Source organism: Parafrigoribacterium humi, assembly GCF_040227205.1.
Classification (GTDB): Bacteria; Actinomycetota; Actinomycetes; order Actinomycetales; family Microbacteriaceae; genus Parafrigoribacterium_A; species Parafrigoribacterium_A humi.
Genome location: NZ_JBELOA010000006.1, coordinates 49,829 through 65,401, shown reverse-complemented (window position 1 = coordinate 65,401; position 15,573 = coordinate 49,829). Strand labels below are relative to the sequence as shown.

15 protein-coding genes are annotated in these 15,573 nt (G+C 67.5%); 9 read left to right on the top strand and 6 right to left on the bottom strand.

The genetic code is table 11. The features are described from left to right. Positions 1 to 35: 35 nt before the first annotated feature. Positions 36 to 1,253: an MFS transporter gene (locus tag ABUA28_RS10640; protein WP_349904152.1), complete on the bottom strand. Its 1,218-nt coding sequence runs from the start codon at positions 1,251 to 1,253 to the stop codon at positions 36 to 38. 49 nt (positions 1,254 to 1,302) lie between these two features. After that, on the bottom strand, positions 1,303 to 1,686 hold the full coding sequence (locus tag ABUA28_RS10635) for an RNA-binding S4 domain-containing protein (RefSeq protein WP_349904151.1): 384 nt from the start codon (positions 1,684 to 1,686) through the stop codon (positions 1,303 to 1,305). Between the two features lie 58 nt (positions 1,687 to 1,744). Here ABUA28_RS10635 and ABUA28_RS10630 point away from each other — a divergent pair, with 58 nt between their 5' ends. The 5 genes from ABUA28_RS10630 (at position 1,745) to nusA (ending at position 8,751) form a co-directional block, all read left to right on the top strand. Next, positions 1,745 to 2,830: a 1-deoxy-D-xylulose-5-phosphate reductoisomerase gene (locus ABUA28_RS10630; protein ID WP_349904150.1), complete on the top strand. Its 1,086-nt coding sequence runs from the start codon at positions 1,745 to 1,747 to the stop codon at positions 2,828 to 2,830. A gap of 45 nt (positions 2,831 to 2,875) precedes the next feature. Continuing rightward, positions 2,876 to 4,264: a M50 family metallopeptidase gene (locus ABUA28_RS10625; RefSeq protein WP_349904149.1), complete on the top strand. Its 1,389-nt coding sequence runs from the start codon at positions 2,876 to 2,878 to the stop codon at positions 4,262 to 4,264. 56 nt (positions 4,265 to 4,320) lie between these two features. After that, positions 4,321 to 5,469 carry a flavodoxin-dependent (E)-4-hydroxy-3-methylbut-2-enyl-diphosphate synthase gene (gene ispG, locus ABUA28_RS10620; protein ID WP_349904148.1) on the top strand — a complete coding sequence of 383 codons (1,149 nt, stop codon included), beginning with the start codon at positions 4,321 to 4,323 and terminating at the stop codon, positions 5,467 to 5,469. 369 nt (positions 5,470 to 5,838) lie between these two features. Further along, positions 5,839 to 7,623 (top strand): proline--tRNA ligase, encoded by a 1,785-nt coding sequence (locus ABUA28_RS10615; RefSeq protein ID WP_349904147.1) that lies wholly within the window; start codon positions 5,839 to 5,841, stop codon positions 7,621 to 7,623. Between the two features lie 135 nt (positions 7,624 to 7,758). After that, on the top strand, positions 7,759 to 8,751 hold the full coding sequence (gene nusA, locus ABUA28_RS10610) for a transcription termination factor NusA (RefSeq protein ID WP_349904146.1): 993 nt from the start codon (positions 7,759 to 7,761) through the stop codon (positions 8,749 to 8,751). 19 nt (positions 8,752 to 8,770) lie between these two features. Here the strand turns inward: nusA and ABUA28_RS10605 are convergent, their stop codons facing one another. After that, positions 8,771 to 9,163 carry a DUF3054 domain-containing protein gene (locus ABUA28_RS10605; RefSeq protein WP_349904145.1) on the bottom strand — a complete coding sequence of 131 codons (393 nt, stop codon included), beginning with the start codon at positions 9,161 to 9,163 and terminating at the stop codon, positions 8,771 to 8,773. Positions 9,164 to 9,187: 24 nt separating this feature from the next. Here ABUA28_RS10605 and ABUA28_RS10600 point away from each other — a divergent pair, with 24 nt between their 5' ends. From ABUA28_RS10600 to rbfA, 3 genes are all read left to right on the top strand, one after another. Further along, positions 9,188 to 9,523 carry a YlxR family protein gene (locus tag ABUA28_RS10600; protein ID WP_349904144.1) on the top strand — a complete coding sequence of 112 codons (336 nt, stop codon included), beginning with the start codon at positions 9,188 to 9,190 and terminating at the stop codon, positions 9,521 to 9,523. A gap of 94 nt (positions 9,524 to 9,617) precedes the next feature. Next, a complete protein-coding gene (infB, locus tag ABUA28_RS10595) occupies positions 9,618 to 12,305 on the top strand; it encodes a translation initiation factor IF-2 (RefSeq protein WP_349904143.1) in 2,688 nt (895 codons plus the stop codon). 181 nt (positions 12,306 to 12,486) lie between these two features. Continuing rightward, complete coding sequence (gene rbfA, locus ABUA28_RS10590; protein ID WP_349904142.1) at positions 12,487 to 12,924, top strand: 30S ribosome-binding factor RbfA; 438 nt, start codon at positions 12,487 to 12,489, stop codon at positions 12,922 to 12,924. A 78-nt stretch (positions 12,925 to 13,002) separates the two neighbouring features. On the opposite strand, the gene ABUA28_RS10585 is transcribed toward rbfA, so the two are convergent. From ABUA28_RS10585 to ABUA28_RS10575, 3 genes are all read right to left on the bottom strand, one after another. Next, positions 13,003 to 13,335 carry a winged helix-turn-helix domain-containing protein gene (locus ABUA28_RS10585; RefSeq protein WP_407075437.1) on the bottom strand — a complete coding sequence of 111 codons (333 nt, stop codon included), beginning with the start codon at positions 13,333 to 13,335 and terminating at the stop codon, positions 13,003 to 13,005. Beyond that, complete coding sequence (locus ABUA28_RS10580; RefSeq protein ID WP_349904141.1) at positions 13,332 to 13,793, bottom strand: hypothetical protein; 462 nt, start codon at positions 13,791 to 13,793, stop codon at positions 13,332 to 13,334. Before ABUA28_RS10580 ends, ABUA28_RS10585 begins: the two co-directional genes overlap by 4 nt. A 76-nt stretch (positions 13,794 to 13,869) precedes the next feature. Further along, positions 13,870 to 14,733: an HhH-GPD family protein gene (locus ABUA28_RS10575; RefSeq protein ID WP_349904140.1), complete on the bottom strand. Its 864-nt coding sequence runs from the start codon at positions 14,731 to 14,733 to the stop codon at positions 13,870 to 13,872. A 146-nt stretch (positions 14,734 to 14,879) separates the two neighbouring features. Between ABUA28_RS10575 and ABUA28_RS10570 the strand changes: the two genes are divergently transcribed. After that, a complete protein-coding gene (locus ABUA28_RS10570; RefSeq protein WP_349904139.1) occupies positions 14,880 to 15,524 on the top strand; it encodes a nucleoside/nucleotide kinase family protein in 645 nt (214 codons plus the stop codon). The last annotated feature ends 49 nt before the right edge of the window (positions 15,525 to 15,573 follow it).

Here is a 15,573-nt window from a genome sequence, read left to right as displayed (position 1 = left end):
GCGACTCGCGGCCGCCTGACGCTGGTCGCGAGTCGCTAGAGCGCGCCCTCGTCCGCTGCCTGCGCGGTCGCGTCGCCCGTCGGGCGCGGATGACGCGGTCCGGTCCTCGGATCGTGCAGGAGTGCCGTGAGCACGAGCGCGATGAGCGGCAGCGCGATCAGGATGCTGAGCACCGGCTGCAGCCCGATCGAGTCCGCGATCGTGCCGAGAATCGGCGTGAACAGGCCACCCACCGACACGGCGAGTCCAACGGTCACGCCGCTCGCCGTGCCGATCCGGTGCGGGAGATAGTCCTGGCCGAGGATCACGAACACCGCGAACGGGATGAAGATGGCGAAGCCGGCGATCGCCGCAAACACCATCGCGAGCGGCCAGGTCGGTGACAGCACGATGCCCGCCATGGCGGGGGCGGTGAGGGCGAAGCCGACCCGGATGCTGACGAGACGTCCCCAGCGATCGGCCAGCCATCCGCCGGTGAGGGTTCCCACCGCGCCGCCGACCAGGAACACGGTCAGCGCAGCTCCGCCCTGCACCGCGTTCGCGTGCAGGTCGTGGATGAAATACAGCGCGATGAACGAGGTGAGTCCGAAGAAGGTCATCGAGCGCACGATCACGACGGCGGTCAGGCGCAGGAACGCGGGCCAGTCGTCGACGCCCGTCACCACCGCTGGGCGCTTCACGGCCTTGACCCTGCCGTCGAGAACCCTCCGGAGCCTGAGAATGAGAATCGTGGCCATGACCGCGGCGGGCACGATGAGGATCGCCGTGCCGCGCAGCCCCGTGAGCAGCAACAGCGGAGTCGCGATGAGCGAGCCGAGTGCGAAGCCGACGTTGCCGCCGAGCGCGAAGATGCTCATCGCCCTGTTGCTGTCTCCGGAGGCCTGGCGGGCCGCGCGCGCCGCCTCGGGGTGGAAGGCCGCGATGCCGAGTCCCGAGAGCGCAATCAGCAGCCAGGTGACGAGGTAGCTCAGCGAGAGTCCGCTCAGTCCGACTCCGATCGCCGCCGTGAGCATCCCGGCCGGAATCATCCAGCGCCTGGTCTTCCTGTCACCGAGCCAGCCGAACGCCGGCTGAGCGACGGAGGAGAGCACGGTCGCCGCGAGCGTCAGGCCGGCGACGGCGGCGTAGCTGTAGCCACGCTCGGCAACGAGAAAGGGGAGCAGCGCCGGCACGATCCCCTGGTAGATGTCATCGGACAGATGCGCAGAGGCCATCATGGCGACACCGCGGCGATTGACCGGGAGACCATTCATTTTCTTCAGTGTATTGCCAGGATGTCGCCACCCGGCGGGCGTGCGCGCCTCAGCGACCGAGCAGCTTGTCCAGGTTTCGGCGATCTCGCTTGGTCGGCCGCCCGGCGCCCCGGTCGCGCTGCGCGACGACCGCGACCTCCTCCTTCGGCGGTGGTGGGGGAGTGAGGTCGTCTAGGCATTCCGCCGCGACGACCGCGCCGACGCGCTTGACGACGAGGCGCCTCACCCGCACGATGCGCTCGCGGCCGTCGCCGCGCATCCGGATCTCGTCGTCCGGGTGCACGGACTGCGCGGCCTTGACCCGTTCCCCGTTGACGCGAACGTGCCCGGCGCGGCACGCGGCGGTTGCCGCTGAGCGCGTCTTGTAGAGGCGCACGGCCCAGAGCCATGCGTCCACGCGCGCCGCGGTGATCGCTGGGGTTGCCTGGGGCATGTGCCCAGCGTACGAGCGATGGATTGATCTGTCAGCGCGTCAGGCTAGTTTGTACGCTATGCGTCGCGTCATCGTGCTGGGGTCAACCGGGTCAATCGGAGTTCAAGCACTGGAGGTGATCGCCGCCAACCGCGATCGATTCGAGGTCGTCGGCCTCGGCGCCGGCCGCAACAGGGCGCTTCTCGACATGCAGGCGCGGGAGTTCGGCGTGCAGAACACCTCGCTCGGTGCTACGGAGGCCGAGCAGCTCGTGAGCACGGTCGAAGCGGATGTCGTGCTCAACGGCATAACCGGCTCGGTTGGCCTCGGACCGACCCTCGCCGCGCTCCGCACGGGGACGACACTCGCGCTCGCGAACAAGGAGAGCCTCATCGTCGGTGGCGACCTCGTGAAGGCCGCGGCGGAGCCCGGCCAGATCGTGCCGGTCGACTCTGAGCACTCCGCGATCGCGCAGGCGCTCCTGGCTGGCACGAAACCGGAGGTGCGCAGGCTCGTGCTCACGGCGTCCGGCGGTCCATTCCGAGGACGAAGTCGTGAATCGCTGAAGTCGGTCACTCCGGCGGAGGCGCTTGCGCACCCCACCTGGGACATGGGGCTCGTGGTGACGACGAACTCGGCCACGCTCGTGAACAAGGGACTCGAGATCATCGAGGCGCACCTTCTGTTCGACGTGCCATACGACGACATTGCGGTCACCGTGCACCCCCAGTCGATCGTGCACTCGATGGTCGAGTTCGTCGACGGGTCGACGATCGCGCAGTGCTCTCCTCCGAACATGCGGCTGCCCATTTCCCTCGGGCTCGGCTGGCCTGAACGCGTGGCAGGGGTGGGCATCCCGCTCGACTGGAGCGTTGCGAGCAAGTGGAGTTTCGAGCCGCTCGACGCCGTGGCCTTCCCCGCCGTCGAACTCGCCAAGGCTGTGGGTCGCTCCGGTGGCACCTGGCCAGCGGTCTTCAACGCCGCGAACGAGCAGGCTGTGCTCGCCTTCCACGCCGGGCGTATCGGCTACCTCGACATCGTCGACACCGTCTCCGCCGTGATCGACCGGCACTCGCCCGCCGAGTCAGCGCTCACGCTCGACAGGGTGCTGGATGCCGAGCGCTGGGCGAGGCGAGCTGCGGACGAGCTCATAGCGACCGCGTAGCCCGCGCTGGGCCGCCACCCAGCCTTTGTCGCGTACGCTTTCGACGTGGAAACCGTGCTCCTCTACATTCTCGGCATCGTCATTGTCGCGATCGGCTTCATCGTGTCGATCGCGCTCCACGAGCTCGGCCACCTGAGCTTCGCCAAGCTGTTCAAGGTGCGGGTCGGCCAGTACATGATCGGCTTCGGCCCCACCCTCTTCTCTCGCACCAAGGGTGAGACCGAATACGGAATCAAGGCGATTCCACTCGGCGGCTACATCTCGATGGCCGGCATGTATCCGCCGGCGCACCCGGGCGAGAAGGCGCGGATGTCCGGCACAGACACCTTCGCCGTGCAGGGCGACGGCCAGGAGGGCCCGGGCCGAAACGCGCGCACCGGCATGATGCAGACGCTCGTCCAGGATGCCCGCACGGCGAGCGAAGAGGCCGTGCCGATCGATGACGAGAAGCGCTCGTTCTACCTGCTTCCGATCTGGAAGCGCATCGTCATCATGCTCGCGGGCCCGTTCATGAACCTGGTCATCGCGGTCGTGCTGTTCGCCGTCGTGCTGTGCGGCTTCGGCATCCAGTCCGTGAGCACCACAATCGGCAGCGTCTCCACCTGCCTGGTGCCCGCGACCTCGACGTCGCAGAAGTGCACGTCGGAGGCTCCGGAGGCGCCGGGAGCCGCGGCCGGGATCAAGCCGGGCGACACCATCGTCAGCATCGACGGCACGCCGATCGAGAGCTGGACGCAGGTCTCGTCGATGATCCAGAAGTCGCCGAACACGGCGCTGACCGTCGTCGTGAAGCGCGACGGCGCCGAGAAGACGCTCACCGCAACGCCCCAGCCGACCGAGCGTTACCGCTACGCGGCCGACGGCACGACGGTGCTGAAGGACGCGGACGGCACGGCGCTCACCGAGACGGTGGGGATGCTCGGGGTCACAGCCGCCACGGAACTGAAGCAACAGCCGATCACCTCCGTTCTGCCCGCCGTGGGCAGCAACATCGCGAGGGTCAGCCAGGTCATCGTGCATCTTCCGCAGCGCATGGTCGACGTGGCGAAGGCCGCCTTCGGACCGGAGAAGCGCGACCCGAACGGACCGGTGAGCGTCGTCGGAATCGGCCGCATGGCCGGGGAGATCACGAGCATCAACACCGTGCCCTTCGTCGACCGGATGGCGTACCTGGTCGGGCTCGTCGCCTCGGTCAACGTCGCACTCCTGGTCTTGAACCTCGTGCCCCTGCTGCCTCTCGACGGCGGCCACGTCGCTGGCGCGCTGTGGGAGGGCATCCGTCGCTTCTTCGCGAAGCTGTTCGGGCGCAAGGATCCGGGGCCGGTCGACATTGCGAAGCTCGTGCCGCTCACCCTCACCGTGGTGGTCATCCTCGGTGCCATGAGCGTGCTCCTCATGTACGCGGACATCGTCAAGCCCATCGCGATCCAATAAGGCCGGCCGAGCAGCGAGGAACGAGCGTATCCAGGCCCTCGTCCTACACTTGGACGATGCCCGCGATAAACCTCGGAATGCCCGCATCGCCCGAGACTCTCGCCCCGCGCCGAAAGTCGCGCCAGATCTCCGTCGGCCGGGTCAAGGTCGGCGGCGACGCACCGGTGAGCGTGCAGTCGATGACGACCACGCAGACCACGGACATCAACGCCACCCTGCAGCAGATCGCGGAGCTCACCGCCACCGGCTGCGACATCGTTCGCGTCGCCGTGCCGCACCAGGACGACGCGGATGCCCTCAAGATCATCGCCGCGAAGAGCCAGATCCCGGTGATCGCCGACATCCACTTCCAGCCGCGCTACGTGTTCACCGCGATCGACGCCGGTGTCGGGGCCGTGCGCGTGAACCCGGGCAACATCCGCAGGTTCGACGACCAGGTGGGTGCCATTGCGGCGGCGGCCAAGGCCGCGGGCGTCTCGATCCGGATCGGCGTGAATGCGGGCTCCCTCGAGCCGAGTCTCCTCGAGAAATACGGCAGGGCCACTCCGGAGGCGCTCGTCGAGAGCGCCGTGTGGGAGGCGAGCCTGTTCGAGGAGCATGACTTCCACGACTTCAAGATCTCGGTAAAGCACAATGACCCGGTGACCATGGTCAAGGCCTATCGCCTGCTCGCCGAGCGTGGAGACTGGCCGCTGCACCTCGGCGTCACAGAAGCCGGGCCGGCCTTCCAGGGCACGATCAAGTCGGCGACGGCCTTCGGCATCCTGCTCTCCGAGGGCATCGGAGACACCATCCGCGTCTCACTCTCGGCACCGCCGGTGGAGGAGGTCAAGGTGGGTCTGCAGATCCTGCAATCGCTCGGCCTGCGGGAGCGTCGCCTCGAGATCGTCTCCTGCCCGAGTTGCGGGCGGGCCCAGGTGGATGTCTACCGGCTCGCCAACGAGGTGACGGATGGCCTCGAGGGTGTCACGGTGCCGCTGCGGGTCGCCGTGATGGGGTGCGTGGTCAACGGACCGGGGGAGGCCCGCGAGGCCGACCTCGGCGTCGCGAGCGGCAACGGCAAGGGCCAGATCTTCGTCAAGGGCCAGGTCATCAAGACCGTGCCGGAGTCTGAGATCGTGGCGACCCTGATCGAGGAGGCGAACCGTCTTGCCGCGGAGATGCCCGCCGGCGCCGTCGGCACTCCCACCGTGGTGTCGGTGTAGCGAACGGTCGGTTTTCCACCATCCGACCGGAAATGACCCCATTGCGCCCCGGACTGGGGTCAATAAGGGCAGGTTTTGTACCCCATATCGGGGTTCACGCCGCTAGTCAGCCCAGTTAGAGTCTTATCAGCAAGGGCATTAGCCGATGAGATGTACCCCACTCGGTGGTATTTCATGGACTTCCCTGCGATGCATCGCGTCCGTCGCTGCCTTTCGGGTAGGCAGCGACGGAGCGCGGCGGGCGGGGAAGACCCGCGGCTCCACACATCGAGCCCCCCTCGAGGGATCCGCGGGTCGCCCCGGCGGATCGGGGGTGACCGGCCCGGTACCCGGCGGATCGGCTGCGGCACCGAAGCTAGAGTAGTTTTCGTGCCAACACGACTCTCCCAGCTCTTTGTCCGCACCCTCCGTGAGGACCCCGCCGACGCGGAGGTCACGAGCCATCGCCTGCTCGTGCGGGCCGGATACATCCGCCGCCAGAGCGCGGGCATCTTCGCCTGGCTGCCGCTCGGCCTTCGCGTGCGCCGCAAGATCGAGGCGATCATTCGCGAGGAGATGGAGACCGCGGGCGCCCAGGAGGTGCACTTTCCCGCGCTCATGCCGCGCGAGCCCTACGACGCTACGGGGCGCTGGGAGGAATACGGCGACCTGCTGTTCCGCCTGAAGGACCGCAAGGGCGCCGACTACCTGCTCGCCCCAACGCACGAGGAGGTCTTCACGCTGCTTGTGAAAGACCTGTACAGCTCGTACAAAGACCTCCCGCTGTCGATCTACCAGATCCAGGACAAGTACCGTGACGAGGCGAGGCCGCGCGCGGGCCTCCTGCGCGGCCGCGAGTTCACCATGAAGGACGCGTATTCCTTCGACTACACGGATGCCGGGCTCGAGACCAGCTACCAGGCCCAGCGCGACGCCTACGAGCGCATCTTCCAGCGACTGGGTCTCGAGTACGCGATCGTGCAGGCGGACGCGGGCGCGATGGGCGGGTCTCGCAGCGAGGAGTTCCTGCACCCCACCCCCATCGGTGAAGACACCTTCGTGCGGTCGGCAGGCGGCTACGCGGCCAACGTCGAGGCCTTCCACACCGTGGCTCCGGCCGCCCGCTCCTTCGAGAAGCTCACACCGGCCGAGGTGCTCGACACCCCGGACTCCTCGACCATCGAGGCGCTCGTCGAGGTCGCCAATGCCCGGCACCCCCGTCCGGACGGTCGGGCCTGGACCGCCGCAGACACCCTCAAGAACGTCGTTCTCGCGATCACCCGCCTCGACGGCACCCGCGAACTCGTGGTCGTCGGGCTCCCCGGTGACCGCGAGGTGGATCTCAAGCGCGCGGAGGTCGCCTTCGCGCCCGCCGGGGTCGAAGCCGCAAATGACGCGGACTTCGCGAAGCACGCGAAGTCCGGCAAGGCCGCGCTGGTCAAGGGCTACATCGGGCCGTGGTCCGCTGCGGGCGCCGTGCTGGGCGAGGAATCGGCCACGGGTATCCGCTATCTCGTCGACCCCAGGGTCTCCGAGGGCTCCGGCTGGATCACCGGCGCGAACGAGCCCGGCAAGCACGTCTTCGGACTGGTCGCCGGTCGTGACTTCACCGCGGACGGCATTGCCGAGGTGGCCGAGGTTCTCGCGGGGGATCCCGCTCCGGATGGCTCTGGCCCGGTCGAACTGGCCCGCGGCATGGAGATCGGGCACGTCTTCCAGCTCGGGCGCAAGTACGCGGAGGTGCTCGGCCTCAAGGTGCTCGACGAGAATGGCAAGCTCGTCACCGTGACCATGGGGTCGTACGGCGTCGGGGTCACCCGCATCATGGCCGTGATCGCGGAGTCGAACAACGACGAGAAGGGTCTCATCTGGCCCCGCAACGTCAGCCCGTTCGACGTGCACGTGATCGCCGCGACCAAGGAGCCCGTGGTCTACGAGGCCGCGGAGTCGCTCATCGCCGAGCTCGAGGCCGCGCGTTTCGACGTGCTCTTCGACGACCGGCTGAAGGTCTCTCCCGGCGTGAAGTTCGGGGACGCCGAACTGCTCGGAGTGCCCATCATCGTGATCGTGGGCAAGGCCGTCGCAGACGGAACCGTCGAACTGTGGGATCGCCGCACGGGGGAGCGCACGCCCGTCGCCATCTCGGAGCTCGTCGCCGCCATCCCGTCGGTCTGACTGGGAGCGGGCCGGCCCGCACGAGTGCGTCCACAGAGTCAGCCGACGGTCGCGAGGTCGGGTACCGTAGACAGACGGCATTCGCCAGGAGAGTTCGGCGAATGACAAGATACTTGTGAATAGTGGAGGCCCTCAGTGGACATCGATCTGGGCGTGCTGCGGCTCATGGAGCGCGAACGCGAAATCCCCTTTGAGGAACTGGTCGTGATCATCGAGCAGGCGATCTTGACGGCCTACCTCAAGCACACCGAGCAGGCGGAGCGCAAGGAGGGCGTCCCGGCCGCGCGCGTGAGCCTGGACCGCAAGACCGGGCACGTGAGCATCTACGTGCCGGAGTTCAACGACGACGGCGAGGTCATCGGCGAGGCCGAGGACAGCCCGAGCGACTTCGGCCGCATCGGAGCCTTCGCGGCGAAGCAGGTCATCAACCAGAAGCTGCGCGATATCGCCGACGATCACGTGCTCGGTGAGTTCAAGGGTCGCGAGGGGGACATCGTCGCGGGCATGATCCAGCAGGGCCCGAACCCGCGGATGATCCACGTCGACCTCGGAACCGTCGAGGCGATCCTTCCGCCGGAGGAACAGGTGCCGGGTGAGGACTACGCGCACGGTTCGCGCATCCGGGTCTATGTGACGTCGGTGAGCAAAGGGCTCAAGGGGCCGCAGATCACGGTCTCGCGCACCCACCCGTCGCTCGTGCGCAAGTTGTTCGCGCTCGAGGTGCCGGAGATCGCCAGCGGCGCTGTGGAGATCATCTCGCTCGCCCGAGAGGCTGGTCACCGCACGAAGATCGCGGTGCGTGCCAACGAGCCGGGGGTCAACGCCAAGGGTGCCTGCATCGGAGAGCTCGGGCAGCGTGTGCGCGCGGTCACGGCGGAGCTCAACAACGAGAAGATCGACATCGTCGACTACAGCGAAGACCTCGCGACCTTCGTCGCGAACGCGCTCTCGCCGTCGAAGGTCACCTCGGCGTTCGTGATCGATGCCGCGACGAAGGCCGTGCGCGCTCTCGTTCCCGACTACCAGCTCTCCCTCGCGATCGGCAAGGAGGGCCAGAACGCTCGTCTCGCGGCCAAGCTCACTGGCGCGCGGATCGACATCCAGCCCGATTCGATCCTCGAGTCCTAGCCGAAGCTACACGGCCGCCCTATTCGGCGCGTCTCGGGCGGATGCGGCGAAAGCCCGCGGCCAGTGCGCGCCAGCCGATGAGGAAGAGCGCGAGCGTCACGGCGGCGACGATGATGAACGGGAGCGCGATGCCTGCCCCGCTGATGACGCGAAGCAGCATGCCGAGCACGAGCGTGGATGCCCACAGCACCACGCCGGGAAGTGCGATCCCCAGCGGCGCGCGCCACGCCCGCATGATGAGCCAGCCGATCACGAGGCCGACGAGAAAGGGCCAGGCGGTGCCGAGCGTGCCGGCGAGGGTTATGCCCTCGTCGTGGCTCTGTCGCCCGAAGGCCACGAAGACCAGGACCAGAACGACATCGAGGGCGGCCGACAGGGTCGCGGTCGAGACGGATGCGCGGGGAGCGGTCATGCAGAGAAGTCTAGGTAAGGCAGCATGGAACATGGCAGTGCCGGAATGTTTCCGTGCAGAAAGGGGTTGCACTTGCGTGGGTCTAGTATGGAACCCGTAAGAACCTGTCTCGGCTGCCGCAAGCGCGACGTCAGATCCTCCCTGCTGAGGGTCGTCGCACGGAACGGCGAGGTGGTTGTGGATCGTTCCGCAACGCTTTCCGGTCGAGGCGCCTGGGTGCATCCCACCCTCCCTTGCATCGAGACCTCGATTGCCCGCAAGGCTTTCGCTCGTGCGCTGAGAGTGGATGGGCCGCTTCAGGCAGCCGGGTTGCTTGCACCAGTCGGTGCCTCATCCGAGACACCCGAACGAACAGGCTGATTGAACCATGGACAACTAATGAGCGGCTCGAAATGAGACCCGTCCGTAACTAACGGTCTGCCCCTGTCCGGGTGCAGGCCCAGACAGGAGAATTGTGGCTGCAAAACCACGCGTACACGAAGTCGCTGCCGAACTCGGCATCGACAGCAAAGTGGCCCTGGACAAGCTCAAGGAAATGGGCGAATACGTCAAGGGCCCGTCATCCAGCATCGAGCCACCCGTCGCCCGCAAGCTGAAGGCTGCGCTCGCCGAGGCGGGCATCACGGCTCCGGCCAAGCCGGCGGAGACCGCTGCGCCCAAGGCGGCTGCTCGTCCGGCGCCCGCGCCTGCCGTGAAGCCTGAGGTCAAGACCGAGGCTCCGGCCGCTGCGCCCGCCGCCGAGACTCCGGCTGCCAAGGCGCCCGAGGCTCCCGCCGCGGAGAAGCCCGGCCCCGGTGCCGCGACTCCCTCTGCTCCGACGACCCCGAGCATCCCGCGCCCCGGCGCTGCTCGCCCGGGCAACAACCCCTATGCGACAACCCAGGGGATGCAGCGTCCAGGCGCTCCTCGCCCGGGCAACAATCCCTATGCGACGACCCAGGGCATGAACACGCGCCCGCCGTCGCCCAGCAACATTCCTCGTCCTTCCGCTCCCCGGCCGGGTGCTCCTCGCCCGGGTGGTCCCGGGCAGGGTCACCGTCCGGGTGGCTTCGGCCAGCGTCCCGCGGGCACGGGCGGCGGATTCCGTCCGGGTGGCGCAGGTCGCCCTGCCGGTGCCGGTGGCTTCCGCCCCGGTGGTGCTCCCGGATCCAACTTCGGTCCGAACCGTCCGGCGGGCGGTGGCGGTCGCGGTCGCGGCCCCGGCGGTGGAACCGCAGGTGCCTTCGGTCGCGGTGGAGGCAAGAGCAAGGCGCGAAAGTCGAAGCGGACGAAGAGAGCGGAGTTCGAGCTCAGAGAGGCTCCGTCGCTCGGCGGCGTCAGCGTTCCTCGCGGTGACGGCAAGACCGTCATCCGCATGCGGCGCGGCGCGTCCATCACCGACTTCGCCGACAAGATCGACACGAGCCCCGGCAATCTGGTGACCGTGCTGTTCCACCTCGGACAGATGGCCACGGCCACCGAATCCCTCGACGAGGCGACCTTCGAGATCCTGGGCGCAGAGCTCGGGTTCAAGATCGAGATGGTCTCTCCCGAGGACGAGGACCGCGAGTTGCTCGCGGGCTTCGATCTCGACCTCGACCAGGAGCTCGAAGACGAGACGGACGAAGACCTCGTCTCTCGTCCTCCGGTTGTCACGGTCATGGGTCACGTCGACCACGGAAAGACCAGGCTCCTCGACGCGATCCGCAACGCCAACGTGGTTGCGGGTGAGGCGGGTGGAATCACCCAGCACATCGGTGCGTACCAGGTCATCACCAATCACGAGGGCCACGACCGGGCCATCACCTTCATTGACACCCCCGGTCACGAGGCGTTCACCGCAATGCGCGCCCGTGGCGCACAGGTGACCGACATCGCGATCCTCGTGGTCGCGGCGGACGACGGCATCATGCCGCAGACCGTTGAGGCGCTCAACCACGCCCAGGCGGCGAACGTGCCGATCGTGGTCGCGGTCAACAAGATCGACAAGCCGGATGCCAACCCGGCCAAGGTGCGCCAGCAGCTCACCGAGTTCGGCCTCGTCGCGGAGGAGTACGGCGGGGACACCATGTTCATCGACGTGTCTGCGCTCAACAAGGTCGGCATCCCCGAGCTTCTGGATGCCGTGCTGCTGACCGCGGATGCCGGACTCGACATGCGCGCGAACCCCAACAAGGACGCACGCGGTGTTGCCATCGAGGCGAAACTCGACAAGGGACGTGGCGCGGTCGCAACCGTGCTCATCCAGTCCGGGACGCTCGAGGTCGGGGATCCGATCGTGGCGGGAACGGCCTACGGCCGTGTTCGCGCCATGTTCGACGAGAACGGCGAGCCGGTCACCTCCGCGGAGCCGGCGCGCCCGGTCGCGGTGCTCGGACTCACCTCCGTGCCCCGCGCGGGCGACACCTTCCTCGTCACCGACGATGACCGCACCGCCAGGCAGATCGCCGAGAAGCGCGAGGCCGCAGAGCGCAACGCCCTGCTCGCCCGCAGCCGCAAGCGCATCAGCCTCGAGGACTTCACCAAGGCCCTCGAAGACGGCAAGGTCGAGTCGCTCAACCTCATCATCAAGGGTGATGTCTCCGGCGCCGTCGAGGCACTCGAGGAGTCGCTGCTCAAGATCGAGGTCGATGACTCCGTGCAGTTGCGCATCATCCACCGCGGTGTCGGTGCCGTCACGGAGAGCGACATCAACCTCGCCACCGTCGACAACGCCATCATCATCGGATTCAACGTGCGCCCCGACCCGAAGGCCCGCGAGCGCGCCACCCGCGAGGGTGTCGACGTGCGGTTCTACTCGGTCATCTACGCCGCACTCGAAGACGTCGAGAACGCACTCAAGGGCATGCTCAAGCCCGAGTTCGAAGAGGTGCAGTCCGGTGTCGCAGAGATCCGCGAGGTCTTCCGTTCCTCCAAGTTCGGAAACGTCGCGGGTGTCATCGTGCGATCCGGAACGATCACGAGGAACGCGAAGGCACGCGTCATCCGCGAGGGTGTCGTCGTCGGGGACAACCTCGCGATCGAGTCGCTGCGTCGCTTCAAGGATGACGTCACCGAGGTCCGCACGGACTTCGAAGCCGGTATCGGTCTCGGCAAGTTCAACGACATCCAGGTCGGAGACGAGATCGAGACGATTGAACTCAAGGAGAAGCCGCGGGTGTAGCTCGTGGTCGGCGGATGTCGCGATCCGGCACGGAAAACGGGGCCCTACCCCGAGTTTCCTTAGCCGGACCGCGACATCCGCCTCCAGCCGGACCTTCACCCGTACGGTAGAAGGGCGAAAGGGACACTTGGTAGCGAGCGTGTCGAGGCCCAGGGTGTCACATTAGGACAGGAGTACAGCAATGGCTGATCCAGCACGCGCCGCCAAAATGGCGGATCGCATCAAGGTGATCGTGGCCAAGGCGCTCGAACGCGGTCTCAAGGATCCGCGGCTCGGCTTCGTCACCATCACCGACGTTCGGGTGACAGGCGACCTGCAGCACGCCTCCGTCTTCTACACCGTCTACGGCACGGACGAGGAGCGCGCGGATTCCGCGGCGGCACTCAAGTCGGCGACGGGGATGCTGCGCAGCGAGGTCGGCAAGAACATCACGGCGAGGCTCACCCCGTCGCTCGAATTCATCGCGGATGCCGTGCCCGAGAACGCCGCGCTCATCGAGACGCTGCTCGCGGAGGCCCGCACCCGAGACGCCGAGGTCGAGAGCCTCAAGAAGTCCGCGCAGTACGCAGGCGAGGAAGATCCCTACGTCAAGCCGCGGGTCATCGCAGACGAAGACTGACGCCAGCCGAGACTCGCTAACGTCGGAGATTCGGGGACACGCCGTGTTATCCGGCCGATTTTCACGGCGTGTCGCATTTCATCCTTCTTTACCGTTCTCACGGAACTGGTAGGCGGTGATCGCGCGCAGGGCCGCCACGTGCCTGGCGAGGGCCTGACGGCCGAGGTCTGTCGCGCTGAGCCAGGTACGTGGGCGCTTGCCCACGTATCCCTTGCGCACGGCGACGTAGCCGACGGATTCGAGCAGCGACACCTGTTTGCTGAGGACCGAGTCGCTGAGCTCGATGGCGTCGCGCACGACCTTGAACTCCGCATCCTCGACCTTCGCGAGGGTAGCGATGATGCTCAGCCGAACGGGCGAGTTGAGGTGTTCGTCGATCTCGTGCCGCGGATGCGTCGCGTCGATGCTCACCGTTCCTCACCCCGCAGGAGCCCGGCGACGGTGACCGGCGCGGCGGTGAGGATCGCGTACGGCACCCAGAACCACGCGGTGCGCCAGTCTGTCGAGACGGTCAGTGCGACCCCGATGGCATACAGCGCGATGGTCAGGGCGAAACCGACGCCGTATCGCCGACTCCAGCCACGGTTCGACGCGCGCCTCACGCGCGGGTACCAGAGGCAGGCGCCGACGATCCCGACGCCGTAGAGCGCGGTCACGGCGATGACAAGCCAAAGGATATGGGTCGGGTAGACGTAGACCACCGCGAGCAGGAAGAGTGCGACGGACGCACCGATGACGGCCGCGAAGAGGCCGCTGAGGCGACGCGCGGACCGTGAGATGTCGGAGCCGTGACCGCCGCCGATGGCCGCAGCCCGAAGCTGATCCGGAAAGTCCTGGCCGTCGTTGTGCGCCGTGCTGTCGTTCGTCATGGATGCCTCCCCGTGCTGGTGCGAGCGTGTTGATAACCAGTATGGCAAGTACTTTCCAAATCGGCAAGTAAACAGATTACGGCAGCGAGTATCCGCCGTCCACGCGCGTGACGAGGCCGTCGCGCAGCAGGCCGGCCAGTGCTCGCTCGCGTTGCGCGGCATCCGACCACACCGCGTCGATCTCCTCGACCGTCACGGGGATGTCGGATGCGCGCAGCTCGGCGACGATGAGCCCGCGCACCTGGCGATCGGATCCCTCGAACTTCTTCTGCACCGCCGCGCGGGGCCCGAGATAGGGCGGGTAGCCGTCCAGCCGCCAGGCGCATTGTGCTGCGATCGGGCAGTCGTCGCACCTCGGCGCGCGAGCGGTGCAGACCAGTGCGCCCAACTCCATGATCGCGGCGCCTGCGAGCCGGGCATCCGCATTGTCGAGCGGCAGGATGGCCTCCATCGCCGCGAGGTCCCGTCTGGTCGACGGCGGGCCGGCTTCGCCCTGCCCGTCGATGGCGCGCCCGATGACCCGGCGCACGTTGGTGTCGACCACCGGATGCCGCTCGCCGTACGCAAAGACGGCAACGGCCCTTGCCGTGTAGTCACCGATGCCCGGAAGCGCGAGCAGCTCGTCCAGCGAGCGCGGCACGACTCCGCCGTGCCGCTCGGTGATCGTGACCGCCGCCGCGTGCAGGTTCAGCGCCCTCCGCGGGTAGCCGAGCCTGTGCCACGCGCGCACGGCCTCGCCGGAGGGGACCGCTGCGAGATCTGCCGGCGTCGGCCAGCGCTCGAGCCATTCCGTAAGGCGCGGGATGACGCGCACGACCGGCGTCTGCTGCAGCATCACCTCGCTGACCAGGATGCCCCAGGCGCCGAATCCGGGCCGTCGCCATGGGAGGTCCCGTGCTTCTCGCCGGAACCACTCGCTCACGGCGGGGACGATGCTCACGGCTCAACTCTAGGTTCATCCCTTGCGGCGGGAGAACCGTGCTCGTGGCGGGAGTCATACATCCCGCTGCGAGTTGGTATCTCCCGCCACACGAGTACGGCTGCCGTGGCCCGGCACCGCGGCGGCCACCGGAATAGGCTGGAGTCATGGCTAGATGGGCACCGCTGAAGAAAGACCAGATCGAGGCGTTGGCGAAGGAGATCCTGCACAACTACGGTCGGGGGCGGGCGGTCATCGCCATCGACGGCGGCACCATGGCGGGCACGCGGCAGTTCGCGGATGACCTGGCCGCCACCGTGCGCACACTTGGCCACGAGGCCTTCCGCGCCTCGATCGACGACTTCCACGCACCCCGCAGCATCCGCGAACGGGGCGGACGACTCTCCCCGGCAGCCCGCTACGAAGACGGCTACGACTACTCCCTGCTGCAGCGGGTGCTCCTCGACCCGTTCCGCGCGACGAGTGGCACCGGATTCGTGCTCGCCGCCTTCGACGAGAAGCGCGACGCGCCGTTCCAGTCGAAGTGGACCACCGCGAGCCCGGACGCGCTGCTCATCGTCGACGGCGCCTTCCTGAATCGCTCAGCGCTCGCCGGGTTCTGGAACTACTCGGTGTGGCTCGAGACGCCGTCGCGCGAAGCGCCGGCGGTCGAGCCGGGCGAGGAGCTGCGGCGCGATCTCGCCGCCGACGAGCTCTACATCGATGAGGCGAATCCGCGCGGCGCGGCGGTGGCGATCATCGACAACAGCGACCCGGAGCATCCGCGTCGCATCTTCGCCGACAGCTGCTGACCATCTTTCGGAAATTCAGGACAATGGCCGTTCGATGCGGACACAGAGC

Excerpts from the sequence above, each read along its gene's own strand:
- ABUA28_RS10640 (WP_349904152.1), bottom strand. The coding sequence starts at position 1,253 with ATGAATGGTCTCCCGGTCAATCGCCGCGGTGTCGCCATGATGGCCTCT.
- ABUA28_RS10635 (WP_349904151.1), bottom strand. The coding sequence starts at position 1,686 with ATGCCCCAGGCAACCCCAGCGATCACCGCGGCGCGCGTGGACGCATGG.
- ABUA28_RS10630 (WP_349904150.1), top strand. The coding sequence starts at position 1,745 with ATGCGTCGCGTCATCGTGCTGGGGTCAACCGGGTCAATCGGAGTTCAA.
- ispG (WP_349904148.1), top strand. The coding sequence starts at position 4,321 with ATGCCCGCGATAAACCTCGGAATGCCCGCATCGCCCGAGACTCTCGCC.
- ABUA28_RS10605 (WP_349904145.1), bottom strand. The coding sequence starts at position 9,163 with ATGACCGCTCCCCGCGCATCCGTCTCGACCGCGACCCTGTCGGCCGCC.
- ABUA28_RS10600 (WP_349904144.1), top strand. The coding sequence starts at position 9,188 with ATGGAACATGGCAGTGCCGGAATGTTTCCGTGCAGAAAGGGGTTGCAC.
- rbfA (WP_349904142.1), top strand. The coding sequence starts at position 12,487 with ATGGCTGATCCAGCACGCGCCGCCAAAATGGCGGATCGCATCAAGGTG.
- ABUA28_RS10580 (WP_349904141.1), bottom strand. The coding sequence starts at position 13,793 with ATGACGAACGACAGCACGGCGCACAACGACGGCCAGGACTTTCCGGAT.
- ABUA28_RS10570 (WP_349904139.1), top strand. The coding sequence starts at position 14,880 with ATGGCTAGATGGGCACCGCTGAAGAAAGACCAGATCGAGGCGTTGGCG.